The organism is Rhodobacter flavimaris (genome assembly GCF_021378075.1).
Lineage (GTDB): Bacteria > Pseudomonadota > Alphaproteobacteria > Rhodobacterales > Rhodobacteraceae > Rhodobacter > Rhodobacter flavimaris.
In genome coordinates, this window is record NZ_JAJUOS010000011.1 from 1 (window position 1) to 22,088 (window position 22,088).

Annotated in this window: 23 protein-coding genes and 1 pseudogene; 8 read left to right on the forward strand and 16 right to left on the reverse strand. The window is 64.0% G+C overall.

Going from position 1 to position 22,088, the window contains the following annotated elements; all coding sequences use genetic code 11:
- Positions 1–519: 519 nt before the first annotated feature.
- From pssA to LZA78_RS13750, 5 genes and pseudogenes are all read right to left on the reverse strand, one after another.
- On the reverse strand, positions 520–1,251 hold the full coding sequence (gene pssA, locus LZA78_RS13730; RefSeq protein ID WP_233677490.1) for a CDP-diacylglycerol--serine O-phosphatidyltransferase: 732 nt from the start codon (positions 1,249–1,251) through the stop codon (positions 520–522).
- Positions 1,252–1,261: 10 nt separating this feature from the next.
- Positions 1,262–1,966: pseudogene (locus LZA78_RS13735) on the reverse strand (phosphatidylserine decarboxylase); the annotation flags it as partial.
- 137 nt (positions 1,967–2,103) lie between these two features.
- On the reverse strand, positions 2,104–2,592 hold the full coding sequence (rpsI, locus tag LZA78_RS13740; RefSeq protein ID WP_233677492.1) for a 30S ribosomal protein S9: 489 nt from the start codon (positions 2,590–2,592) through the stop codon (positions 2,104–2,106).
- A gap of 2 nt (positions 2,593–2,594) precedes the next feature.
- Complete coding sequence (rplM, locus tag LZA78_RS13745) at positions 2,595–3,056, reverse strand: 50S ribosomal protein L13 (protein WP_233677493.1); 462 nt, start codon at positions 3,054–3,056, stop codon at positions 2,595–2,597.
- 146 nt (positions 3,057–3,202) lie between these two features.
- Positions 3,203–3,649, reverse strand: a complete 447-nt coding sequence (locus LZA78_RS13750; RefSeq protein WP_233677494.1) for a PaaI family thioesterase — start codon at positions 3,647–3,649, stop codon at positions 3,203–3,205.
- A 54-nt stretch (positions 3,650–3,703) separates the two neighbouring features.
- Between LZA78_RS13750 and LZA78_RS13755 the strand changes: the two genes are divergently transcribed.
- Positions 3,704–4,492, forward strand: coding sequence for an enoyl-CoA hydratase (locus LZA78_RS13755; RefSeq protein WP_233677495.1), 789 nt, complete (start codon positions 3,704–3,706; stop codon positions 4,490–4,492).
- A gap of 134 nt (positions 4,493–4,626) precedes the next feature.
- On the opposite strand, the gene LZA78_RS13760 is transcribed toward LZA78_RS13755, so the two are convergent.
- Positions 4,627–5,370 carry a cytochrome c biogenesis CcdA family protein gene (locus tag LZA78_RS13760; RefSeq protein WP_233677496.1) on the reverse strand — a complete coding sequence of 248 codons (744 nt, stop codon included), beginning with the start codon at positions 5,368–5,370 and terminating at the stop codon, positions 4,627–4,629.
- 91 nt (positions 5,371–5,461) lie between these two features.
- Between LZA78_RS13760 and LZA78_RS13765 the strand changes: the two genes are divergently transcribed.
- Positions 5,462–5,686 carry a sulfurtransferase TusA family protein gene (locus LZA78_RS13765; RefSeq protein WP_233677497.1) on the forward strand — a complete coding sequence of 75 codons (225 nt, stop codon included), beginning with the start codon at positions 5,462–5,464 and terminating at the stop codon, positions 5,684–5,686.
- Positions 5,687–5,738: 52 nt separating this feature from the next.
- Here LZA78_RS13765 and LZA78_RS13770 read toward each other — a convergent pair whose 3' ends face one another.
- The 6 genes from LZA78_RS13770 to purC form a co-directional block, all read right to left on the reverse strand.
- Entirely contained in the window at positions 5,739–8,498 is a 2,760-nt protein-coding gene (locus tag LZA78_RS13770; RefSeq protein ID WP_233677498.1) for a ribonuclease E/G, read from the reverse strand.
- 572 nt (positions 8,499–9,070) lie between these two features.
- The gene (locus tag LZA78_RS13775) at positions 9,071–10,396 is read right to left on the reverse strand and encodes a sigma-54-dependent transcriptional regulator (RefSeq protein WP_233677499.1); all 1,326 of its coding nucleotides are present in this window, start codon (positions 10,394–10,396) and stop codon (positions 9,071–9,073) included.
- A 3-nt stretch (positions 10,397–10,399) separates the two neighbouring features.
- Positions 10,400–12,202, reverse strand: coding sequence for a sensor histidine kinase (locus LZA78_RS13780; protein ID WP_438811080.1), 1,803 nt, complete (start codon positions 12,200–12,202; stop codon positions 10,400–10,402).
- 45 nt (positions 12,203–12,247) lie between these two features.
- On the reverse strand, positions 12,248–12,916 hold the full coding sequence (gene purQ / locus LZA78_RS13785) for a phosphoribosylformylglycinamidine synthase subunit PurQ (protein ID WP_233677500.1): 669 nt from the start codon (positions 12,914–12,916) through the stop codon (positions 12,248–12,250).
- A 71-nt stretch (positions 12,917–12,987) separates the two neighbouring features.
- A complete protein-coding gene (purS, locus tag LZA78_RS13790; protein ID WP_233677501.1) occupies positions 12,988–13,227 on the reverse strand; it encodes a phosphoribosylformylglycinamidine synthase subunit PurS in 240 nt (79 codons plus the stop codon).
- A 13-nt stretch (positions 13,228–13,240) separates the two neighbouring features.
- The gene (gene purC, locus LZA78_RS13795) at positions 13,241–14,002 is read right to left on the reverse strand and encodes a phosphoribosylaminoimidazolesuccinocarboxamide synthase (RefSeq protein WP_233677502.1); all 762 of its coding nucleotides are present in this window, start codon (positions 14,000–14,002) and stop codon (positions 13,241–13,243) included.
- A gap of 224 nt (positions 14,003–14,226) precedes the next feature.
- Here purC and LZA78_RS13800 point away from each other — a divergent pair, with 224 nt between their 5' ends.
- Entirely contained in the window at positions 14,227–14,529 is a 303-nt protein-coding gene (locus tag LZA78_RS13800) for a DUF1476 domain-containing protein (RefSeq protein WP_233677503.1), read from the forward strand.
- A gap of 190 nt (positions 14,530–14,719) precedes the next feature.
- On the forward strand, positions 14,720–15,733 hold the full coding sequence (bmt, locus tag LZA78_RS13805) for a betaine--homocysteine S-methyltransferase (protein WP_233677504.1): 1,014 nt from the start codon (positions 14,720–14,722) through the stop codon (positions 15,731–15,733).
- Between the two features lie 92 nt (positions 15,734–15,825).
- Here bmt and LZA78_RS13810 read toward each other — a convergent pair whose 3' ends face one another.
- A complete protein-coding gene (locus LZA78_RS13810; RefSeq protein ID WP_233677505.1) occupies positions 15,826–16,923 on the reverse strand; it encodes a PA0069 family radical SAM protein in 1,098 nt (365 codons plus the stop codon).
- A 169-nt stretch (positions 16,924–17,092) separates the two neighbouring features.
- Between LZA78_RS13810 and LZA78_RS13815 the strand changes: the two genes are divergently transcribed.
- From LZA78_RS13815 to LZA78_RS13825, 3 genes are all read left to right on the forward strand, one after another.
- Positions 17,093–17,788, forward strand: a complete 696-nt coding sequence (locus LZA78_RS13815) for a corrinoid protein (protein WP_233677506.1) — start codon at positions 17,093–17,095, stop codon at positions 17,786–17,788.
- A gap of 96 nt (positions 17,789–17,884) precedes the next feature.
- Complete coding sequence (locus LZA78_RS13820) at positions 17,885–18,043, forward strand: hypothetical protein (RefSeq protein ID WP_233677507.1); 159 nt, start codon at positions 17,885–17,887, stop codon at positions 18,041–18,043.
- Positions 18,040–18,669, forward strand: coding sequence for a DUF1638 domain-containing protein (locus LZA78_RS13825; RefSeq protein WP_233677508.1), 630 nt, complete (start codon positions 18,040–18,042; stop codon positions 18,667–18,669). The genes LZA78_RS13820 and LZA78_RS13825 overlap by 4 nt, the downstream gene beginning before the upstream one ends.
- Positions 18,670–18,681: 12 nt before the next feature.
- Here the strand turns inward: LZA78_RS13825 and LZA78_RS13830 are convergent, their stop codons facing one another.
- The 3 genes from LZA78_RS13830 to LZA78_RS13840 all read right to left on the reverse strand — a co-directional run bounded on the left by LZA78_RS13830 (position 18,682) and on the right by LZA78_RS13840 (position 20,789).
- The gene (locus LZA78_RS13830; RefSeq protein WP_438811081.1) at positions 18,682–19,281 is read right to left on the reverse strand and encodes an HNH endonuclease; all 600 of its coding nucleotides are present in this window, start codon (positions 19,279–19,281) and stop codon (positions 18,682–18,684) included.
- A 216-nt stretch (positions 19,282–19,497) separates the two neighbouring features.
- Complete coding sequence (locus LZA78_RS13835) at positions 19,498–20,160, reverse strand: alpha/beta hydrolase (RefSeq protein WP_233677509.1); 663 nt, start codon at positions 20,158–20,160, stop codon at positions 19,498–19,500.
- Entirely contained in the window at positions 20,157–20,789 is a 633-nt protein-coding gene (locus LZA78_RS13840; RefSeq protein WP_233677510.1) for a DNA-3-methyladenine glycosylase family protein, read from the reverse strand. The genes LZA78_RS13835 and LZA78_RS13840 overlap by 4 nt, the downstream gene beginning before the upstream one ends.
- Before the next feature lie 65 nt (positions 20,790–20,854).
- On the opposite strand from LZA78_RS13840, the gene LZA78_RS13845 reads away from it, so the two are divergent.
- A complete protein-coding gene (locus LZA78_RS13845; RefSeq protein ID WP_233677511.1) occupies positions 20,855–22,087 on the forward strand; it encodes an MFS transporter in 1,233 nt (410 codons plus the stop codon).
- The last annotated feature ends 1 nt before the right edge of the window (position 22,088 follow it).

Sequence of the window (22,088 nt, forward strand, 5' to 3'; positions counted from 1 at the left end):
TCACAAACAGTGAAGCTGACAATCACATCATCGGCCGAAACCTAGTGACCCGATATGCTACGGTTAAACGTCGAAACCGACCAAACCGCCCGCATATCTCTTCAGATATCCATCAATGTCAAAGAGCGTCAGGCCAAAACGAACCATCGCAGCCCATACTGGGCGCTGGATGGCCGCTCAACCTGAGTTTTTTGTTGCTTTCGGATCGTTGCTCTTGGCTCGGACCGTCTGGCGTCCCGCTGCGGCGTCTGCCGCGTCGGTGAAGGGCGTTTTACGGATAGTGCGGGGGGACCGCAAGAGGAATTTTCGCAAAACCGTCATTTTTTTTCGACGACCGGCAAAACACCGTGGAAAACTTGGGCAAAACGCGAACAGGCCCTCTGCTTGACAACGATCTGCGAGACGAGGCGCGCCCCCTGCCCCATACTTCGGCGGGTCAAAACGACTCGCCCACCGGCACATTACGATCGGCTGGAATCAAAGGGGCCGGATCATCTCTGACCCGGCCCCCTCATACGTTCAGCGCAGGATACGTCCGCGCATTCTCCAGATCCCCGGCACCAGCATCGCCACATAGATCAGGTCGAGCAGGGCCATCAGCAGCCAGATGCGCGTGAACATTAGCCCCATGGCAATCGCCGTGCCCATCAGCAGCACACCGACGCCCCAGCGGGGCACCCGCATCGACTTGGGCGAGAAGGTCGGGACTCGCGAAATCATCAAAAGCCCCACCAGCCCCAGCCAGAGCGCCGCGCCGAAGGGGGCCTCACGGGTCTCGACCAGGTTCGCGAGGCTCAGGAACACCGGCAAAAGCGCCAGCATCGCGCCCGCAGGTGCCGGAACGCCGGTGAAATGGGTCTTGCCCGCCCCGGCCTCGCCGCGCGTCACGTTGAAGCGCGCCAAGCGCAGACAACCGGCGGCTGCGAAGATCAGCACGAAGACCCAGCCAAGCGCATTCGCCTCGCCCATGGCGAAGCGATAGAGCAGCAGGCCCGGTGCCACGCCGAAGCACAGAAAGTCAGACAGACTGTCCAGCTCTGCGCCGAAATCCGATGTCGCCCGCAACCGCCGCGCGATCAATCCGTCGAGCCCGTCGATCAGAGCCGCCAGAATCAGCAGCACCACGGCCGTTTCGAACTTGCCCACCATCGTGAAACGGATCGAGGTCAGCCCGAGGCACATACCCGCAATCGTCACCAGATTCGGCAACAACAGCAGGAACGGCATCTGCTCGCGTTCGCGCGGCTCCATCACGACCTCCTCAGCGAATGCCGCCGCTACGCGCGGGCTCGCTCGATTGCAGGTCGGCCAGAACAGTTTCGCCCGCGATCATGGTCTGACCGATGCAGACCTGAGGCTCCACCCCGTCGGGCAGGTAGATATCGAGGCGCGAGCCAAAGCGGATCAGACCGAAGCGTTCGCCGGTCAGCAACTCCTGCCCCTCCTTGACCTCGCACAGGATGCGCCGCGCCACGAGGCCCGCGATCTGCACCACGCCATAGCTGCGCCCGTCTGCGATCTGCACGGCAAGGCCGTTACGCTCATTGTCCGAGCTTGCCTTATCGAGCGAGGCATTGAGGAACTTGCCGGGCCGGTAGGCGACCTTGGTGATCCGACCCGCCAGCGGCAGGCGATTCACATGGCAGTTGAACACCGACATGAAGACCGAAATCCGCGTCATCGGCTGATCGCCCAGCCCCAGCTCTGCCGGCGGCACGGCGGGTTCGAGCAGCGAGACGACCCCGTCCGCGGGCGAGATCATCAGCCCCTCGCGCGTGGGCGTCATCCGCACCGGATCGCGGAAGAAGTAATAGACCCAAACAGTCAGACCGACACCGATCCAGCCAAGGTATTCGCAGATCAAGAACAGCACCAGCGTGATACCGGCAGCGATGGCGACGAACTTGCGGCCCTCGCGGTGCATCGGCTTGACGAAGGTGGAAAGCATGGAAACGGACATGTCGGGTCCTTTGTGTTGTTTTCCCGTCCTTAGCCTAACATGGCCCGGATGAAAACGGTTCGCGTCTTCTTAGACCCGCGACGTTGGCAAAAGAAAAACGCGGCCCCGAGGGACCGCGTTTTCCGAAAGCAAATTCGCGAAGATCAGCGCTTCGAGAACTGGAACGAACGGCGGGCTTTGGCCTTACCGTATTTCTTACGTTCCACAACGCGCGAGTCGCGGGTCAGGAAACCAGCGGCCTTCAGCGGCGCGCGCAGCGAGGGTTCGAACAGCTGGAGCGCTTTCGAGATGCCGTGCTTCACCGCACCGGCCTGACCCGAGAGGCCACCGCCAGCGACGGTCGCATAGACGTCGAACTGGCCTTCAACGCCAGCAACGCCGAACGGCTGGTTCACGATCAGCTGCAGCACCGGACGGGCGAAGTAGACGTTCATCTCCTTGCCGTTCACGATGATCTTGCCCGAACCGGGCTTGACCCAAACGCGGGCGACAGCGTCTTTACGCTTGCCGGTGGCGTAGGAACGGCCCAGTGCGTCACGGACGGGCTCACGCGGACCGGCTTCGGCAACGGCCACAGCGGCGGTGCCCGAAACGGCCGACTTCAGATCGTCGAGGGATTTGATATCGGACATGATTAGCTCCGGGTGTTCTTCTTGTTCAGGACTTTGACGTCGAGAACTTCGGGCTGTTGGGCTTCATGCGGATGCTCGGTACCGGCATAGACGCGCAGGTTCGACATCTGCTGACGGCCAAGACGGTTGCGCGAGATCATGCGCTCGACGGCCTTGATCACGACGCGCTCCGGGTGGGCGCCTTCGAGAACCTGGCGCGCGGTGCGGTGCTTGATGCCGCCCGGGTGGCCGGTGTGCCAGTAGTAGCGCTTGTCTTCACGCTTGTTGCCGGTCATCTGCACCTTGTCGGCGTTGATGATGATGACGTTGTCACCCATGTCCATGTGGGGGGTGAAGGTCGGCTTGTGCTTGCCACGCAGACGCATGGCAACGATCGTGGCGAGGCGGCCCAGAACGACGCCCTCGGCGTCGATCAGGATCCACTTCTTTTCGATCTCCGCCGGTTTCGCGGTATAGGTTTTCATTGTAGATCGCCCTTGAACGGGTTGTGGAATTCGGATGCGGGCTTTTCGTGCATCCGAAGATGAAAATCAAGCGCCATACGTGCAATTTTTACAAGCATTATCAATGCATTGCAAAATAGGTATTAAAATACCCCAAATCGACAGACTTATTTCTCACCCGATTCCGGCGCCTCTCCCCGAATTGGCGGGATGGAATAGGTCATCGAAGCCCGCGCCACCGGTTCTGTCTGCCCGTCCGAGTAGATCAACACGTCCCCGACCGCCAGAACGCGACCCAGTTTGAGCAATCGCACCTTTGCCACCAGATCCCGCCCCGACTCGGGCTTGCGCATGAAGTCGATGCTGGCCCCCGTCGTCACCGCCAGAGCGACCGGACCAAGGCGACTCAGTATCGCAAGGTAGATCCCGACATCGGCCAGAGCGAACATGTTCGGCCCCGACACCGTGCCGCCCGGCCGCAGGTGCCGATCATCCACATGCATACGTACGACAAGCTCCTCGCCCACCTCATCGACCGAGAAATCCTGCGCCACCTGCGGGAACTCCCGCGCGATGAAAGCCTCAAGTGACGTAGCGTCCATTTTCAGTTGCATCTTCCCTCTCCGCACTCCCTGCCCCTAGACTTCCGCTCAACAGGGAGGTTTTCAATGACGGATCTTGTCGAACTCGAACGACGTGGCGTCATCGCGCATTTGACGATGAATTCACCGGGCAGCCTGAACGCGCTGTCCGACGCGATGCTAGCTGCACTGAAGGCGCGCTTCACCGAAATCGCGGCGGATAAGGCGATCCGGGTCGTCGTGCTAAAGGGCGCTGGAAAGGCCTTCTGCGCGGGGCACGACCTGAAAGAGATGCAGGCCGGGCGCCAGGCCGAAGACAAGGGTCGCGCCTATTTCGCCGACCTCTTCGCGCGCTGCGCCGAGGTGATGCAGATGATCCCCGCCCTGCCCCAGCCCGTCATTGCCGAGGTCCACGGGATTGCCACGGCAGCGGGCTGCCAGCTTGTCGCTTCCTGCGACATGGCGGTGGCGGCCGAGGGCACGCGCTTTGGTGTGAACGGGGTGAATATCGGTCTCTTCTGCTCGACCCCGATGGTTGCACTATCGCGCAATGTCCCACGGAAAGTGGCCTTCGAGATGCTCACAACCGGCGAGTTCATCGACACACCCCGCGCACGCGAGGTTGGCCTGATCAACCGAATTGTCCCGCATGACGCGCTCGATGCAGAAACCTCACGCCTCGCCGAAACCGTCGCGGGCAAGCTCTCCGCCGCCGTCAAGATCGGCAAGCGTGCCTTCTACGACCAGATCACCCTCGACCTCGCCGCCGCTTACGACCATGCGGCAGGCGTGATGGTTGAAAACATGCTCTGGCGCGACACGGCCGAGGGGCTTCAGGCCTTCATCGAAAAGCGCAGACCCGATTGGGCGGAATAGGGGGCGCTGCCCCCTCGGCCTGCGGCCTCACCCCCGAGGTATTTGGACAAGGAGAAAGCACCTTCCCCCTCAATGTGGATAAAATATCCCGGGGGTGAGCGCAAAGCGCGAGGGGGCAGCGCCCCCTTGTCCGCTCAGCCGAGGCTGGCGAGTCCCGGGAAGGTTTCGAGCAGCCAGAAGCTGATGGCCGAGAATGCGTTGGTCAGAAGAAGCAGCCCCACGACGACCAGCAACCCGCCCATCGCTTTCTCGATCAGCCCCATGTGGCGCTTGATACGGTTCATGACCCCCATCGCGCGTTGAATGAAAAGCGCGGCGAGCAAGAACGGGATACCAAGGCCAAGCGCATAGACCGCCAGCAGGCCGGTTCCACGCGCGAGGTCACCACCCGAGGCGGCGATCGACAAAATCGCGCCAAGCTGCGGCCCAATACAGGGCGTCCAGCCAAAAGCGAAGGCAAGGCCAAGAACGTAGGCACCGAGGCTCGATCCGCCCTGGTCCCCGGCGTTCAGGCGTGCCTCTCGGTCCAGCAGCGGAATACGGTAGAGGCCCAGGAAGTGAAATCCAAGCGCGATGATCACGACGCCCGAGATACGCCCAAACAGTTCCTGGTTTTGCAGGAAGAACCGCCCGAAGGCTGATGCCGCGAACCCCATGAACAGGAAGACGGTCGAAAGTCCCAGCACGAAGAACAGCGCCGGGACGGCGGCCGAGCGCTTGCCCTCGCGCAGATCGCCCATGCTTACCCCGCCCATATAGGCCAGATAGGGCGGCACGATGGGCAGAACGCAGGGGCTTAGGAACGAAAGCAGCCCCGCTACCAGTGCGACCAGCGCGGCGGGCAGGAAGGCGGCGTCGATGAGATCAATTCCGAACATGCCCCCCCATAGCACCGCCATAGCGGCGCGTCACCTGCCCGTCGGTCACAAGCGCGTGGACAAATGATCGCGGGCAGGCTAGCGCGGATGCATGGAGACCGAGACATATATCGACGCCAAGGGCCTGCTGTGCCCGCTTCCAGTCCTGCGCCTGCGCAAGGTACTCGAATCCCTGCCCGCAGGCGCATGTGTCCTGCTTGAGGCGACCGATGGCGCCAGTTGGATCGATGTTCCACATTTCTGTGTGCAGGCGGGCCACAGCTTGATCAAGGCCGAAGACCAAGGCCGCATCAAACGCTATCGTATCCGCAAGTAACCTGCTGAAATGAAAACCGCCGGGCGCTTGGGCCCGGCGATCTGATCTTTTCTTAGCTACCAGAAGACCACCAGCCGCGGCGCTTGGGCTTGGACGGTCCGTCTTCGACGACGGGCTCGACCGAGGCGCTTTCAAGCTCGACCATCGGGGCCTCCGGCAGTTCCACAGGCGCTTCGATCGGGGCTTCCTGCGGCGCGTCGGGCATCTCGACCGGAGCTTCAACGGGCGTTTCGACAGGCGGCGCGACCGGGGTTTCCGAGGGCTGCTCGACCGGAGCCTCCTGCGGCGGGACCGCGGGCTCCTCGGGCGTACCGGCCTCAACCGGAGCTGCGGGCTTCTTGCGCGAGCGCGTGGTCTTCTTCGCTGCAACCTCGCCATCCTCGGCGGTCTTGCGCGAGCGGCTGGTCTTGGCGGGCGCCTCGCCATCCTCGGCCTTCTTGCGCGAACGCGACGCGCGCTTCTTCGGCGCTTCCTCGGCGACGGGCTCGACTGCCGGTTCCTCGGCCGAAGGCGCGGCCTCGGGCTGGCTCACCTCGGCCAGTTCGGCCGCGGCGGCAGCACGAGCCGCATCCTCGGCATCGCCATCCTCGTCCGAACCATCTGCGACGTCATCATCGTCGCCGTCGTCACCGGCCTCCGAGCCATCGCCCGCCTCGGGATTGGCGCCGTTACCGTTCTTCTTCTTGCGGCGACGGCGGCGCTTTTTCTTGCGCGGTTGATCATCGGCGCTGGCCGCAGGCTGCCCCGAGGCAACCTCGGCTTCTTCCTCTTCGACCTCTTCGGCCTCTTCGACCAGATCTTCCTCGTCAATCTCGGCCATCAGTTCAGCCGAGGCAGAGACCACCGGGCTTTGCACCTCGGGGACGATCCGCGTCGCGGTCTTGAACTTCTCGATCGAGAAATCGGGGCTGACCAGCGACGGGTCGGCCTCGATCCGCACGGCCATGCCGTAACGCGCCTCGATCCCGGCGATATGCTCGCGCTTGGCGTTCATCAGGTAGTTGGCAACGGCCACGGGGCACTTCACTAGCACTTCGCGCGAACGCTTGCGGGTGCCCTCTTCCTCGATGGCGCGCAGAACCTGCAGCGCAAGGCTGTCATCCGAGCGGATGAGGCCCGTGCCATGGCAATGCGGGCAAGGCTGCGTGGTAGATTCCAGCATCCCCGGACGCAGGCGCTGACGGCTCATCTCCAGCAGGCCAAAGCCCGAGATGCGACCCACCTGGATGCGCGCGCGATCGGTCTTAAGGCGCTCTTTCATGCGCTTCTCGACGGCCGCGTTGTTCTTGCGCTCTTCCATGTCGATGAAGTCGATGACGATCAGGCCAGCCAAGTCGCGCAGACGCAACTGGCGGGCGACCTCGTCGGCGGCCTCAAGGTTGGTCTTGAGCGCGGTGTCCTCGATCGAGCCCTCTTTTGTGGCCCGGCCCGAGTTCACGTCGATCGCCACCAGCGCCTCGGTCACGCCGATCACGATATAGCCGCCCGACTTGAGCTGCACGACCGGGTTGAACATCGAGCTGAGGTAGCTTTCCACCTGGAAGCGCGCGAACAGCGTCAGCTGCTCGTTATAATGCTTCACGTTCTTGGCGTGGGACGGCATGATCATCTTCATGAAATCCTTGGCCACGCGATAGCCGCGCTCGCCTTCGACCAGCACCTCGTCGATCTCTTTCGAGTAGAGGTCGCGGATTGAGCGCTTGATCAGGTCGCCTTCCTCGTAGATCGGCGCCGGCGCGACAGACTTCATGGTCAGCTCGCGGATCTGTTCCCAAAGGCGCATGAGGTATTCATAGTCGCGGCGGATCTCGGTCTTGGTGCGCTGCGCGCCCGCGGTGCGGATAATCAGCCCGGCGCCCTGCGGCACCTCCATCTCACCGGCGATTTCCTTGAGCTTCTTGCGGTCGGCCGCATTGGTGATCTTGCGCGAGATGCCACCACCGCGCGCGGTGTTGGGCATCAGCACGCAGTAACGACCGGCAAGGCTGAGATAGGTGGTCAGGGCCGCGCCCTTGTTGCCACGCTCTTCCTTGACGACCTGCACCAGCATGATCTGGCGCACCTTGATCACTTCCTGGATCTTGTAGCGGCGCGCACGCGGCTTGCGCGGAGCGCGGATCTCTTCCTGCACGTCCTCCTCGGCGACGGATTCAATCTCGTCATCAGTCGGGTGGGCGTGGTGATCATGGTCGTGGTCGTGCGCCTCTTCGTCAGCGTCGTCCGCCTCTTCGGCAGCTTCCTGCAACTCGACGATATCGGCCACGGCTTCAACGGTGTCTTCGGTTGCAGCCGTTTCCTGAGCATCGACAGCATCGGCCTCGACCGCGTCGATCACCGGTTCTTCGACAGCCTCCTCGGGGGCCGCATCGCCCTCGAGATCGACGACCGCCATGCCCGGAATATCTTCCGAGCGCACGACGGCATCAGCGTCAGCCGCCTTTTCGGCCTTGGCCCCGCCGCTACGTGAACGCGAACGCGACCGACGCGAGCTGCGGTTGCGCTCCTCAGCCTCTTCGGCCTCGGCGGCAAGCCGCTCCTCTTCGAGCAGCGCCTGACGGTCGGCTACCGGGATCTGGTAATAATCGGGGTGAATTTCAGCGAAGGCGAGGAAGCCGTGGCGGTTCCCGCCATAATCGACAAAAGCGGCCTGGAGCGAAGGCTCCACCCGCGTCACTTTTGCCAGATAAATGTTCCCAGCCAGCTGCCGTTTGTTGATAGTTTCAAAGTCGAACTCCTCGACCTTGTTGCCGTCCACCACCACCACGCGGGTTTCTTCCGCATGAGTGGCATCGATAAGCATCTTCTTTGCCATTAATCCTGTTTCCACACGCCGATCGGCGTCTTGTCCTTGAGGGCAAGACGCGTCCAACGTGGTTTTTGTTTGAGGCGAACGCGTTCGAGACCAAGCAGGGGCGGGCGCCCAAGGGGCTGCCCGTCCTCACCTGCACTGTGCCTCCACGCGTCATCGCGGTTCTTCCCAAGCGCGGACCCGAGGCCCGTCACCCAACTGAAACCCCAGGCTTTTCAAGACCTTTGGGCATGACTACGGCCTTGCGGCCAATCGGTTGACCCGGAAACAGGCACGGCTGTGCGATACCTTCGAAACCGGAAATCAGCGAATTCCGTGGGCGAGAACGTCCAAAAACGTGCGTCTCACCGACATATTTCCGACAATAGCCTTGGGGTGGCGCCAAAGACAATCGCTTTTTCGTCAGACCGGTTCGCACATTTCCGCCTGTGAATGGGGGCCCTGCCCCCGCGCTGACGCGCTCCCCCGGGATATTTGAACCACATTGAAATGCCGGGAACCTCTTTCCCTCAACGTGGCAAAAATATCCCGGGGGCGAGGCCCAACGGGCCGAGGGGGCAGCGCCCCCTCCTGCGTCAGATGTAATCTTGGCGCTGCAACCCGTATTTGGCCATCTTCTCGTTCAGGGTCCGGCGTGGCAGGCAGAGTTCTTCCATCACCGCCGAAATCGAGCCCTTGTGCCGCCGCATCGTGTTGTCGATCAGCATCTTCTCGAAGCTCTCGACATACTCCTTCAACGGCTTTCCTTCGGTCGTCATTGCCGGGCCAGCCTCTTCGTTCTCGGCCATCAGGAGCGAGGCGATCGAGCCGGTGCCGCGGCGCGATTGCAGCACGGCCCGCTCGGCCACGTTGATGAGCTGGCGCACGTTCCCCGGCCAAGGCGCCTGGAGCAGCTGCGCGGCCTCCTGAGCGGTCACCTCGGGCGCGTCGCAGCCGTATTCCTCGGCGAACTGCTCGGAGAGGCGATTGAAGAGGGTCAGGATGTCCTCGCCGCGCGCGCGCAGCGGCGGCAAGGTGATCTTGAGCGCCGCAAGGCGGAAGAACAGATCGGGCCGCAGCGCATCCTCGAGCGTGCGCCCCTCGCCATGCGCATTGCAGATCGCGATGATCCGGGTTTCGGCCGGTGTCCCCTGATCGCTGATGAATTGCAGAAGCCGGGCCTGCAGGGCCGAGGACAGCGCCTCGACATCCTCAAGCACCAAGGTGCCGCCGCGCGCCTCCTCGACCAGCGGCAGGCCATCTTCGACCGGGCCGAAGAGACGCGCGGCCAGAACGTCTTCGGTATAGGCCGCGCAACTCACGACCACGAATTTCTTGCCCGCACGCGGCCCGGTCGCATGCAGCGCATGCGCCACGAGGGTCTTGCCCGTCCCCGTCTCGCCATCGATCAGCACATGCCCGTCCGCCTGGCTGAGGTCGAGGATGTCCTCGCGCAGCCGCTCCATCGGTGCCGAGGTGCCGATCAGCTTGCCCATCACCTGACTGCCCTCGGCCAGATCGCGCCGCAGCGCACGGCTGTCGAGCGTCATGCGCCGCATCTGCGTGGCGCGCTTGGCAAGTTCCGTCATCCGGTCCGGGTTGAAGGGCTTTTCCATGAAGTCCATGGCGCCCAAACGCATCGCCTCGACCGCCATCGGCACATCGCCATGCCCGGTGATCATGATGACCGGCAGGCCCGAGTCGATGCCCATCAGGCGCTTGAGGAATGCCATTCCGTCCATCCCCGGCATACGGATATCCGAGATCACGACGCCCGGCCAATCCGCACCGATCACCTTCAGCGCATCTTCCGCACAGGCGTAGGTTTCGGTATCGAACCCCGACAGCGCAAGCCACTGGCTGACCGACTGGCGCATATCCTCTTCGTCATCGACGATCGCCACTTTCATCATCCGTGCCATGCTTTACTCCGCAGCCTCCGCGCCACCCGGCGCGGTCTTCAGTTTCGCTTCCGACAGAAGCGGCAGCTGCATCTCGAACACAGCCCCGCCGCCCTCGGCATTATGGGCGGTCAAACGACCGCCGAAATCGCTTACGATCGAGGAAGAGATCGCAAGGCCGAGGCCCGTCCCCTCCCCCGGTTTCTTCGTGGTCCAGAACGGCTCGAACAGCTTCTCCAGGTCGCTCAGCCCCGGCCCGTTGTCGCGCACGCTCAGCACAGCGGTCTCGCCCGCCGCCAGGATCAATTCGATCTGCGGATCGGCCACCGCTTTTGTGGCATCCAGCGCATTGCGTAGCAGGTTGATGATCACCTGCTCCAGCCGGATGCGGTCCGCCAGCACCATCACCTGCTCGCGCGTCATGGTCCGGGTGATGCGCACCGTACGCGCTTTCAGCTGCGGCTCCATCATCGCCAGCGCCGAGCTGATTGCCGCGCGCAGATCGACGGGCTCGAAAGCCTCACCACCCTTGCGCGCATAGGACTTGAGCTGCCGGGTGATCGCGCCCATCCGCTCGATCAGGTCGTCGATGCGCTGGAACGAGCTTAGCGCCTCCTCGCTGCGATTGCGCTGCAACAGCAGGCGCGCACCGGCAAGATAGGTCTTCATCGCCGCCAGCGGTTGGTTCAATTCGTGACTGACCGCCGCCGACATCTCGCCCAGGGCCGCCAGTTTCGAGGACTGCGCCAGCGTCTGCTCGGCCACCGCCAGATCCTTCTGCACCCGCTCCCGCTCGGCGATCTCGCGCGAAAGCCGCGCGTTCAGCGCGCGCAACTCGGCGGACTCGCGCCGGTAGCGCGCCGATTGCACTCGCGCGCGCCGCGACAGCCAATAGAAGGCCAGCGCGAGCAGAATCGCGAAGCCCATGATCTCTAGTGCAAGCACCGCGTTCACGCGCTCGCGCACCGACTCGTAGCTCGTGAAGGCGGTCATGCGCCAGCCGCGGAAGGGAATGCGCGTCTCGGTTCGCATCACTGCCTGACCGCGCAGATAGGCGTCGGGGGCATCGTTCGCCCAGTCCGCCGTCGCCTGCAGCGCGCGCTGAATCGCGGTTGGCGCATCGCGGCGCGCCAGCGCCTCACCCATGGTCAGCCCGCGCCACTTCGGCTCGGTCGTCAGGATGATGCGCCCTTCGCTGTCTGTCACCGCAACAGCATCCGAGATCCCGGCCCAGGCTCGCTCGAACTTGGCCAGCTCCGCCTCAACGACGATCACCCCGACTACGCGTCCGTCGGCCACCAGCGCGCGGGAATAGTTGAACTCAGTCCCCCCGGTTTCGCGGGTCGTCGCGGTAAAGATCGTCTCGCGTGAACGCAGCCCCTCAACGAAGAACGGCGCGGTCGAATAGCTCGTCCCGATCAGATGCCGGTTGGTCGAGGCGACAGTGCGCCCGCTCGCATCCAGCAGCCGGATCGAGGCCGCCGCCACATCCTGCTTGGCCGAGATCAGCGTGGCCGATGTCTTCGAGTAATCCCCCGACTCAAGCGCGTTCGCCAGCGCCGGGTCACGCGCCAGCAGCAGCGGCACGACCGAGGTGCGCTGCAACTCCGACATGATATTGCCGGTATATAGCGCGAGACGCAGCTCGGTGCGCACCCGCGTGGTCTCGGAAAAGCGATCCGTCAGCCAGAAATTGGTGGCCCACATCGCGCCGACACAAAGCGCGACGATCAGCACCCCCACGATGCGCGTCCTCCAACGCCCGCCGCGCAACGCGGCAGGGTCGGTCGGTGGATTTTGATCTGGAACGCGCGGGGTTACGGCCATGCCGCGAATTTAGGTGAGCCCCGCCCCCCCGGCAAGGCTAAGACCTCAGGCTTGGGCCAGCATCCCGCTCAACGCGCGGAAAAGCGCCGCCCCGTCGGTGCCACCCTGCTGGGCTTCCACGGCGCGCTCGGGATGCGGCATCATGCCCAGCACCCGGCGGTTCGCGCTCAGCACGCCCGCGATATCATCGACCGAGCCATTGGGGTTCTGCGCATAACGGAAGGCCACGCGGTCTTCGCCCTGCAGCGCCTTCAACCCCTCGGCGTCGATGGTGTAGTTGCCATCATGATGCGCGACCGGGAAGACCACCTCGGCGCCCTTCGCATAGGGCGCGGTGAAGGCGCTGTCCGTGGTCGCCACTTTCAGCGTCACCGGCTTGCACACGAACTTGAGCGAGGCATTGCGCATCAGCGCGCCCGGCAGCAGCCCCATCTCGGTCAACACCTGGAAGCCGTTGCAAATCCCGATGACGTAGCCACCCTTGGCGGCAAAATCCGCCACCGCCTGCCCGATGGGCGAGCGAGAGGCAATCGCACCGCAGCGCAGATAGTCGCCATAGGAGAACCCGCCCGGCACCCCGATCACATCGACGCCCGAGGGCAGCGCGGTGTCCTTGTGCCAGACCCGGACGACCTCCGCGCCAGCCTTGGCAAAGGCATCGGCCAGATCGCGGTCACAGTTCGACCCGGGGAAGGTGATGATGGCGGCTTTCATCGCAAGGGCTCCTGCATTCAACGTGGTCGAAATATCCCGGGGGTCCGGGGGCAGCGCCCCCGGCCTTGCCCTCAGGCGATCTCGATCGTGTATTTCTCGATCACGGTATTGGCGAGCAGCTTCTCGCACATCGCCTTGACCTCGGCCTCGGCGGCGGCCTTATCGGTTGCAGCCAGGTCCAACTCGATCACCTTGCCCTGACGGACGGCCTCAACCCCCGAGAATCCGAGGTGCCCGAGCGCGTGGCGCACGGCTTCACCTTGCGGGTCCAGAACCCCATCCTTCAGCATCACATGAACGCGGGCTTTCATCGCGGGCAGCTCCTCAGTTGATCAGGGTCGGCTTGATATTGGTGGCGTTGGTCGGCAGGACGCCCAGACGGCGCGCGACCTCGGAATAGGCATCGGTCAGCGATCCCAGATCCCGGCGGAACACGTCCTTGTCGAGCTTCTGGTTCGTCTTGATGTCCCACAGACGGCAGCTGTCCGGGCTGATCTCGTCGGCGACGATCAGGCGCATGAAATCGCCATCCCAGACGCGACCAATCTCGATCTTGAAGTCGATCAGCTTGATGCCGACACCGTAGAACACGCCCGACAGGAAGTCGTTCACGCGCAGCGCGAGGCTGACGATATCATCGAGATCCTGCTGGTTGGCCCAGCCGAAAGCGATGATGTATTCCTCCGGCACCAGCGGATCGCCAAGCGCGTCGTTCTTGTAGCTGTATTCCACGATCGGACGCGGCAGCGGCGTGCCCTCGTCCAGACCCAGACGCTTCGAGATCGACCCGGCGGCAAAGTTGCGCACGATCACCTCGAGCGGCACGATCTCGACCTGGCGGATCAGCTGCTCGCGCATGTTCAGACGGCGGATGAAATGGTTCGGCACGCCGATATTGGTCAGCCCGGTCATGAAGTATTCGGACAGGCGGTTGTTCAGCACGCCCTTGCCCTCGATGGTGGCCTTCTTCTGCGCGTTGAAGGCGGTCGCATCGTCCTTGAAGTACTGGACCAGGGTTCCCGGCTCCGGGCCTTCATAGAGAACCTTCGCCTTGCCTTCGTAAATCTTCTTGCGCCGGGGTGCCATGTGCTCTCCGTTTCGGATCGGGCCCCAATCGGCGGCAGCCGGTGGATCGGGGCATGGGACGGGCGCGTGGGCCCTTTCGGCCCCTATAGGACAAGGCGCTGCGCCCCGCAAGACAAAGGGGCGTGCTCAAAGCGGTTAAACTTCTGCGAAAGCCACTTGCAGTGGCCCCCTCTGGGGGGCATATGAAAGATAAGAGGAACCTTGCAAGAGGGGGAGGAAGACAGATGACGACTTTCGACGATCGCGAACACGCCTTTGAAAGCAAATTCGCCCATGACGCGGAAAAGCAATTCAAGGCCGAGGCTCGCTGCACCAAGCTGCTCGCGAACTGGGCTGCAGCCCTTCTCGGCAAGGATCTTGAGGCCTACACGAGCGAGTTGATCGCAGCCGACTTCGAAGAGGCCGGTCAGGACGACGTCTTCCGCAAGCTCGTCGCCGATCTGGCAGGAAAGGCCGACGAGGCCACCATCCGCGCCAAGATGGCCGAGTGCATGGCCGAGGCCAAGGCCCAGATCGCCGCCGGCTGATCGCCTGCACCACAAGAATTCTAAAACCCCCGCTGCGCTCAGCGGGGGTTTTTCTTTGCGCCCCCCTGTGCAGTTGCGCGCGGCTCATCATCTTCTTGAAGAGAACGAATTTGCCAAAAGCGGCCAAAGATGGCAGGAGGGGCGCCAACCGCCGCCCCCGCGGCGCAGATGGATTCCGAAAGGCCACCCGATGACCAACGCCCTGAGCCGCCTTCTTGAGACCCGCGACTGGCTTCTGGCCGATGGCGCGACCGGCACCAACCTGTTCAACATGGGCCTCAGCTCGGGCGAGCCGCCCGAACTGTGGAACGCCGATCACCCGGACCGGATCGCCAAGCTCTACTCGGGCGCGGTCGAGTCGGGCTCGGATCTGTTCCTGACCAACTCCTTCGGCGGCAACGCCTCGCGTCTTAAGCTGCACAACGCCCAAAGCCGCGTGCGGGAACTCAACCGCCTTGCTGCCGAGATCGGCCGCGAAGTAGCCGACAAGGCGGGCCGTCCGGTCGTCGTCGCAGGCTCGGTCGGGCCGACGGGCGACATCTTCGCGCCGATGGGCACGCTGACGCATGAACTCGCCGTCGAGATGTTCCACGAACAGGCCGAGGGCCTGAAGGAAGGCGGCGCGGACGTGCTCTGGGTCGAGACGATCTCGGCCCCCGAGGAATTCAAGGCCGCCGCCGAGGCTGCGCGCCTGGCCGGCATGGACTGGTGCGGCACCATGAGCTTCGACACCGCGGGCCGCACCATGATGGGCGTGACCTCGGCCGATCTCGCGGCGCTGGTTGAAAAGCTGCCGAACCCGCCGCTCGCCTTCGGTGCCAACTGCGGCGTGGGCGCAGCGGACCTGATGCGTACCATCCTCGGCTTCGTCGCTGCCGGGACCGAGCGCCCGATCATTGCCAAGGGCAATGCGGGCATCCCGAAATACCACGACGGCCACATCCACTATGATGGCACGCCCGAGCTGATGGGCGACTACGCTTGCCTTGCGCGTGACGCGGGTGCCACCATCATCGGCGGCTGCTGCGGCACCATGCCCGAGCACCTCAAGGCGATGCGCGCCGCGCTGGAAACCCGCCCGCGCGGGCCGCGCCCCACGCTCGAGGAAATCTCGGCCAAGCTCGGCGCTTTCTCTTCGGCCTCGGACGGCACCGGCGACGATGCTGGCGCCGGTCGTGAGCGCCGCTCGCGCCGCCGCGGATAATAGCCCTGACATCAAATGCTTGACCCAGACGGGGCCTCGGCCTCTTCTGGGAACGGCCCCGCTTTGCCCAAGGACAGCCGATGCAACGCGCCTCAGAACAGCGACAGCTGATCGCCTGCCTTCGGCGGCGGTGCAAAGCGCGTGCAATCGAGCGTGCCGAGGTCTTGCGCGAAGCCAAGGCGGCGGCACGAGACGGCAAAGCGCTGCGCCAGCAGATCGGCCTCGATCCCCTCGCCCGTCATCCGGCTGGTGAAGCGCGGATCGTTCAACTGCCCGTTGCGCATGTCGGCAATCGCGCCCAGCACCCGCTCGGCCCGCAGGGGCACGTGACGCTCCAGCCAGTCGGCGAACAGGGGCGCCACCTCATTCGGCAGGCGGAGCAGAAGCATCCCGGCGGCCCGGGCACCCGCACGGCGCGCCTCGGTCAGGATCGCCTCCAGCTCGTGATCGGTCAGGCCGGGGATCATCGGCGCGGCCATAACGCGCACCGGAATGCCCGCGCGGCTGAGCTCACGGATCATGCGGATGCGGGTGGCGGGCGCAGGCGCGCGCGGCTCCATCTTGCGGGCCAGATCGGCGTCGAGCGTGGTCACGCTGACCCCCACATGCACCAGCCTGCGTGCGGCCATGTCAGCCAGGATATCCAGATCGCGCAACACCCCCGCCCCGCGCGTCACGATGGTGACCGGGTGGTTATGGGCGCTCAGCACCTCCAGCAGCCCGCGCATGACGCCCATCTTGGCCTCGAGTGGCTGGTAGGGATCGGTGTTTGTGCCGATGGCGATCGGCGCAACCTCGTTGCCGCGCCGGCGCAACTCGCGCTCCAGCACAACGGGGGCCTCGGGGCGGGCGACCAGCTTGGTCTCGAAATCCAGTCCCGCCGAGAGGCCAAGATAGCCATGCGAGGGCCGGGCGAAACAGTATATGCAGCCATGCTCGCAGCCCCGGTAGGGGTTGATCGAGCGGTCGAAGGGCACATCGGGGCTGGTGTTGCGGGTGATCACACTGCGCGGCCGCTCGACGCTGACCTCGGTGCGCACCAGGCGCTCCTCTTCGATGATCTCCCAACCGTCATGCACCCACTCGCGCAGGTAGGGTTCGAACCGCCCAACGGGCGCATTGGCGGCGCCGCGCGCCTTCAGGCGCTGGCGTGGGTCGGTAGGCGGCAGATCCAATGGCAGCAGACTCATGCAGCCAAATTAGAACACAACAAGAACATTCACCAGAGGATTCACGGCAACAGGCACCCCTCTCCGCTCCCATCTGTCGGAGCCGATGCCGAGCATGTCGCAATTCGCAAAGTATTCCGGGCCCTTTGCCCACATCACAAGAACAAGACAGCGATCAGGAGACCGCGCTATGGCCGATGAAGAAGATATCATCCTCTCGGAACTGGATGACGAGGAGCTGGTGCTCCAGATGATGGACGACCTCTACGATGGCCTCAAAGAGGAAATCGAAGAGGCGGTCGAGATTCTGCTCGAGCGTGGCTGGACGCCCTATGACATCCTGACCAAGGCGCTGGTTGCCGGGATGACCATCGTCGGCGCAGACTTCCGAGACGGGATCCTCTTCGTGCCGGAAGTGCTGCTGGCCGCCAACGCGATGAAGGGCGGCATGGCCATCCTCAAGCCGCTCTTGGTTGAAACTGGCGCGCCGCGCATGGGCAAGATGGTCATCGGCACCGTGAAGGGCGACATCCACGACATCGGCAAGAACCTCGTGTCGATGATGATGGAGGGCGCGGGCTTCGAAGTAGTCGATCTGGGCATCAACAACCCGGTCGAGAACTACATCGACACCGCCGAGAAAGAGGGCGCCGACATCATTGGCATGTCCGCCCTGCTGACCACGACCATGCCCTACATGAAGGTCGTGATCGACGCGCTCAAGGAAAAGGGCCTGCGCGACAAGTATGTGATCCTGGTCGGCGGCGCGCCGCTGAACGAGGAATTCGGCAAGGCCATCGGTGCCGACGCCTATTGCCGCGATGCTGCCGTGGCCGTGGAAACCGCCAAGCAGATGATCGCGCGCCGTCATAACCAGATGGGCTAAGCCCGCGATAGTGATCGAAATTGGCCCCGGAATTCGCTTCCGGGGCCTTTTTTTTGGCGCGCACAGACCCCATACTTGAGAGGATGGAGGATGAAGATGTCCCTGCCTCATTTTCTGGCGCTGATTCTTGTCACGATCCTTGCCGCAGGCCTCACGGTCTGGCTGGCCCATTCGGTTGGGCTGTCGCTGGCCATCGTGGGTAGCGCCGCACTGATCGGCGCGGGGATCGCGCGACTGATGGCCCGCGTGGAATGATTTCCGACGAAACGCTGAGTGCCGAGGGGATGCGTCCCTCGGGTCGTGGCCGCGTGTTGCTGATCGCCTGTGGCGCGCTGGCGCGCGAGATCCTCGCGCTGAAAGCGGCCAATGGATGGGATCACCTTGACCTGACCTGCCTGCCCGCCAACCTGCATCTGTGGCCCGAGAAGATCACTGCTGCCGTTGAGGATGCCGTGCGCAAGCACCGCGACCGGTATGACGATGTCTTCGTCGTCTATGCCGATTGCGGCACCGGCGGGCAACTGTTCGAAAAGTGCAAGGAACTGGGCGTCGAGATGGTCGAAGGCCCGCATTGCTATTCGTTTTTTGAAGGAAACGAGGCCTTCGCCGCCAAGGCCGAGGACGAGTTCACCGCTTTTTACCTGACCGATTTCCTGGTGCGCCAGTTCGATGCCTTTGTCTGGAAACCGATGGGCCTCGACCGCTACCCCGAGCTGCGCAACAGCTACTTTGCGCATTACGACCGGCTGATCTACCAGGCGCAGACCAACGACCCCGTCCTGGATGAAAAGGCGCGCGAGGCGGCCGAACGGCTTGGCCTGCGCTACGAGCGGCGCTTTACCGGCTACGGCGATCTGGAAACCACCCTCGCCCGCGTCTGACGCCACGCGGCCTTAGGCCTCCAGCTCGGCATCCCAATACAGGAAATCCATCCAGCTTTCGTGCAGATGCCCCGGCGGGAAGCGGCGGCCGACCGCGTGCATCTCTTCGGGCGAGGGCTGGCGCGCCGGCTTGCGCAGATGCAGCCCCGAATCCTTCAGCGGCTTGTTGGCCTTGCGCAAGTTGCAGGGCGCGCAGGCGGCCACGACATTCTCCCAACTGGTGATTCCCCCGCGCGAGCGCGGCACCACGTGGTCGAAGGTCAGATCCCCCTTCGAGCCGCAATACTGGCAGCAGAATTCGTCCCTCAGAAAAAGATTGAAGCGCGTGAATGCCACGCGCTTCTGGGGACGAACGAATTCCTTGAGGACCACGACCGAGGGGATGCGTATCGCCTCCCTCTGCGATCGGACCACCTCGTCATATTCCGCGAGGATGATCACCCTGTCGAGGCAGACCGCCTTGATCGCCTCCTGCCAGGGCCAGAGCGACAGCGGGTAATAGGAGAGCGGCCTGAAATCCGCGTTTAGCACCAGCGCGGGATAGTGCCGGAGCGCGGATGGCTCTCGCACGAATTGCGTTCGAAACTCGGTCCTGTCGCCGTGGTCCAGCATGCGTGACTCCGCCCTCGCCCTGTCGCCCGTCGGGTGGCTGGGGGCGGGGAACCGCCCCTGCCGATAAGATAACTATATATGGCGTTTCGCATCTGGCAAGCCTCGCCATATGCGATTTTTCTGCCGCGCAGCATGCCTAACACGGGGATGTGACGTCCGGGTGACATGGTGCAGCACAGCGCGTCAAGGGCCGTGCCCAGGTGCGCAACCCTGCCCTTAGCCCGGAAGCTTTTGCTTGAGGAACGAGAGCGCAACCGAAAGCCCGTCCGGTGCGATGCCGTGGCCAGTGCCCTTCATCACATGCGCATAGGTTTCGAACCCCGCCGTGACCAGCGCGTCCCCCGCCAGCCCCATGTCGGCAAAGGGCACGACCGGGTCGGCATCGCCGTGGATCAACAGCACCGGCGGCTTCGAGACCGCCTCTTCCGCCAGCGCGTCGGGGCGCAAGAGCCGCCCCGAGAAGGCCACCACCGCCGCCACCGGCGCGGGCCGGCGCGGGGTGACCTCAAGCGCCATCATCGTGCCTTGCGAAAAGCCGATAATTGCCAGTTGCGAAGGCGTTAGCTCCTCTTCTTCAAGCAACCCGTCAAGAAAGGCATTCAGGTCGCGCGCCGCTGATTGCAGGCCCTGCGCGGCGGCTTCCTCGCTCGAGCCGTCAAGCCACGGGATCGGGAACCACTGCCGCCCAAAGGGGTTGCCCGAGCACGGCTCGGGCGCGTCGGGGGCCAGGAACAGCGTGTCGGACAGATGCGGCGCGAGCGGATCGGCCAGCCCCAGAAGGTCTGCCCCGTCAGCACCGTAGCCGTGCAGGAAGACCACCGCCGACTTCACCTTCCCCGATTTCGGCGCCTTGCGCCCGACCTTGAGTTCCCGCGTCATGGCGCCACCCCTTCCCTCTGTTTCGCCCAAGCGTAATAGGCCCAAAGCCCACGCGCCGCAACGGCCCTCCAGGGTGCCCAAGCCTCGGACAGCGCGTTGAATTCTTTGCGTTTCGGCCGCTCTGGCAGGTCAAAGAGCATGCGCGCCCCCTCGGCCAGCGCCAGATCGTCCACCGCGAACACATCGGCCCGCCCGAGCGCGAAGATCAGATACATCTCGACCGTCCAGCGCCCGATGCCCGGCAGCGGCAAAAGCGTCGCCACCACCTCTTCATTCGGCAGGTGGCGCAGCGCGTCGAAATCAATCCCTGCAGAGGCAAGCGCCTGAACATAGCGCACTTTCTGGCGCGAGAGGCTACAGCCGCGCAAATCGTCCTCGCTCGCGCAGGCAATCGCCTCAGGCGCCCCAAACCCGGCCGTCAGCAGCTTGTTACGGATCGAGCTTGCCGCCGCGACCGAGACCTGCTGGCCAAGAATCGCATCGCGCAGCGCCTCGAACCCGTCCGCGCGCCGCCGCAGGGGCCAGGGCCCGGTCAACTCCAGCGCATGGGCGAATCGCGGCTCGGCGTTCGCCAGCCACGCCGCGCCCTCTGCAATATCCGCCTCGCATGCGATGATACGTCCCACCATGGGGCGAGCCTGCCTCATCGCGCGCACTCTTGCCAGCCCCTTCGCGCCCCGCTACGGCTTGGGCCATGAAAGATACCACCGGCCTTCTTGACGCGCCCTCAGCGGGCAAATGGCGCAATGTGATTGTGCTCGTCCTCGCGCAGGCTTTGCTTGGCGCGCAGATGTCGATGATCTTCACGGTGGGCGGGTTGGCCGGCCAGTCGCTGGCGCCCAACACGTGCTGGTCCACCCTGCCCTTGTCGCTGATCGTGCTCGGCTCGGTGCTGTCGGCGCAGCCGATGTCCGAGTTCATGTCGGCCTACGGGCGCCGAGCCGGTTTCATCCTTTCGACGGTCGCGGGCGCCATCGGCGCCGCCATCGCGGCCCGCGCGCTTTATATAGGGTCGTTTTCGCTCTTCATGGCGGGCTCGTTCCTGACGGGCATCTATATGTCCGCGCAGGGTTTCTACCGCTTTGCCGCAACCGACGGCGCAAGCCCCGAGTTCCAACCCAAGGCCATTTCCTACGTCATGGCGGGCGGGCTTGCGGCGGCGATCATCGGCCCGCAGTTGGTCAAGGCGACCTCGCAGGCCATGGCCGTGCCATTCATGGCGACCTATCTTGCCATCGTCGGCATCAACCTTCTCGGGCCGTTGCTGTTTGCCTTCCTGCGCATCCCGGCGCCGGGCCGCCGCGCCAAGGGCGCCGCCCATCCCGGTCGCTCCCGGCGCGAGCTGCTGCGCGATCCGGTCATCGCGGTCGCGATGGTCTGCGGTATGGTGTCCTACGCGCTGATGAACCTCGTGATGACCTCGACTCCGCTTGCGGTTGTGGGCTGCGGGTTCGAGGCAGGCGACGCCGCCGATATCGTCTCGGCGCACGTTTTGGCGATGTATGTGCCCTCGTTCTTCACCGGAACGCTGATTGCCCGCTTCGGGCGCGAGGTGATCGTCGGCATCGGCCTTTTGATCCTTGCGGCCTCGGGGGCCGTGGCGATGACCGGCGTCGAGCTTGAAAACTTCTTTATTGCCCTTGTTCTTCTGGGCGTCGGCTGGAACTTCGGCTTCATCGGCTCGACCGCGATGCTGGCCAGCGCGCATTCGCCCGAAGAGCGCGGCCATATCCAGGGCATTAACGATTTCGTGGTCTTCGGAGGCGTGTTCGTGGCCTCGCTCAGCTCGGGCAGCCTGATGAACTGTGCTCAGGCGGGCGATCCGCAGGCGGGCTGGCAGGCGGTGAACCTTGCCATGCTGCCCTTCCTGACGCTCGCGGGCGCGGCGCTGATCTGGCTGGTGATGCGTCCGAAGGAAACGCGCTGAG

Bases quoted from the DNA above. Each gene is read 5' to 3' on its own strand.
- rplM (WP_233677493.1), bottom strand. From the start codon at position 3,056: ATGAAAACCTATACCGCGAAACCGGCGGAGATCGAAAAGAAGTGGATC.
- LZA78_RS13750 (WP_233677494.1), bottom strand. From the start codon at position 3,649: ATGCAACTGAAAATGGACGCTACGTCACTTGAGGCTTTCATCGCGCGG.
- LZA78_RS13810 (WP_233677505.1), bottom strand. From the start codon at position 16,923: ATGAGTCTGCTGCCATTGGATCTGCCGCCTACCGACCCACGCCAGCGC.
- purC (WP_233677502.1), bottom strand. From the start codon at position 14,002: ATGGCACCCCGGCGCAAGAAGATTTACGAAGGCAAGGCGAAGGTTCTC.
- LZA78_RS13800 (WP_233677503.1), top strand. From the start codon at position 14,227: ATGACGACTTTCGACGATCGCGAACACGCCTTTGAAAGCAAATTCGCC.
- pssA (WP_233677490.1), bottom strand. From the start codon at position 1,251: ATGGAGCCGCGCGAACGCGAGCAGATGCCGTTCCTGCTGTTGTTGCCG.
- LZA78_RS13840 (WP_233677510.1), bottom strand. From the start codon at position 20,789: ATGGTGGGACGTATCATCGCATGCGAGGCGGATATTGCAGAGGGCGCG.
- LZA78_RS13760 (WP_233677496.1), bottom strand. From the start codon at position 5,370: ATGTTCGGAATTGATCTCATCGACGCCGCCTTCCTGCCCGCCGCGCTG.
- LZA78_RS13825 (WP_233677508.1), top strand. From the start codon at position 18,040: ATGATTTCCGACGAAACGCTGAGTGCCGAGGGGATGCGTCCCTCGGGT.
- LZA78_RS13815 (WP_233677506.1), top strand. From the start codon at position 17,093: ATGGCCGATGAAGAAGATATCATCCTCTCGGAACTGGATGACGAGGAG.
- LZA78_RS13780 (WP_438811080.1), bottom strand. From the start codon at position 12,202: ATGGCCGTAACCCCGCGCGTTCCAGATCAAAATCCACCGACCGACCCT.
- LZA78_RS13845 (WP_233677511.1), top strand. From the start codon at position 20,855: ATGAAAGATACCACCGGCCTTCTTGACGCGCCCTCAGCGGGCAAATGG.
- LZA78_RS13830 (WP_438811081.1), bottom strand. From the start codon at position 19,281: ATGCTGGACCACGGCGACAGGACCGAGTTTCGAACGCAATTCGTGCGA.
- LZA78_RS13765 (WP_233677497.1), top strand. From the start codon at position 5,462: ATGGAGACCGAGACATATATCGACGCCAAGGGCCTGCTGTGCCCGCTT.
- LZA78_RS13755 (WP_233677495.1), top strand. From the start codon at position 3,704: ATGACGGATCTTGTCGAACTCGAACGACGTGGCGTCATCGCGCATTTG.
- LZA78_RS13770 (WP_233677498.1), bottom strand. From the start codon at position 8,498: ATGGCAAAGAAGATGCTTATCGATGCCACTCATGCGGAAGAAACCCGC.
- LZA78_RS13820 (WP_233677507.1), top strand. From the start codon at position 17,885: ATGTCCCTGCCTCATTTTCTGGCGCTGATTCTTGTCACGATCCTTGCC.
- LZA78_RS13775 (WP_233677499.1), bottom strand. From the start codon at position 10,396: ATGGCACGGATGATGAAAGTGGCGATCGTCGATGACGAAGAGGATATG.
- purS (WP_233677501.1), bottom strand. From the start codon at position 13,227: ATGAAAGCCCGCGTTCATGTGATGCTGAAGGATGGGGTTCTGGACCCG.
- rpsI (WP_233677492.1), bottom strand. From the start codon at position 2,592: ATGTCCGATATCAAATCCCTCGACGATCTGAAGTCGGCCGTTTCGGGC.
- bmt (WP_233677504.1), top strand. From the start codon at position 14,720: ATGACCAACGCCCTGAGCCGCCTTCTTGAGACCCGCGACTGGCTTCTG.
- purQ (WP_233677500.1), bottom strand. From the start codon at position 12,916: ATGAAAGCCGCCATCATCACCTTCCCCGGGTCGAACTGTGACCGCGAT.
- LZA78_RS13835 (WP_233677509.1), bottom strand. From the start codon at position 20,160: ATGACGCGGGAACTCAAGGTCGGGCGCAAGGCGCCGAAATCGGGGAAG.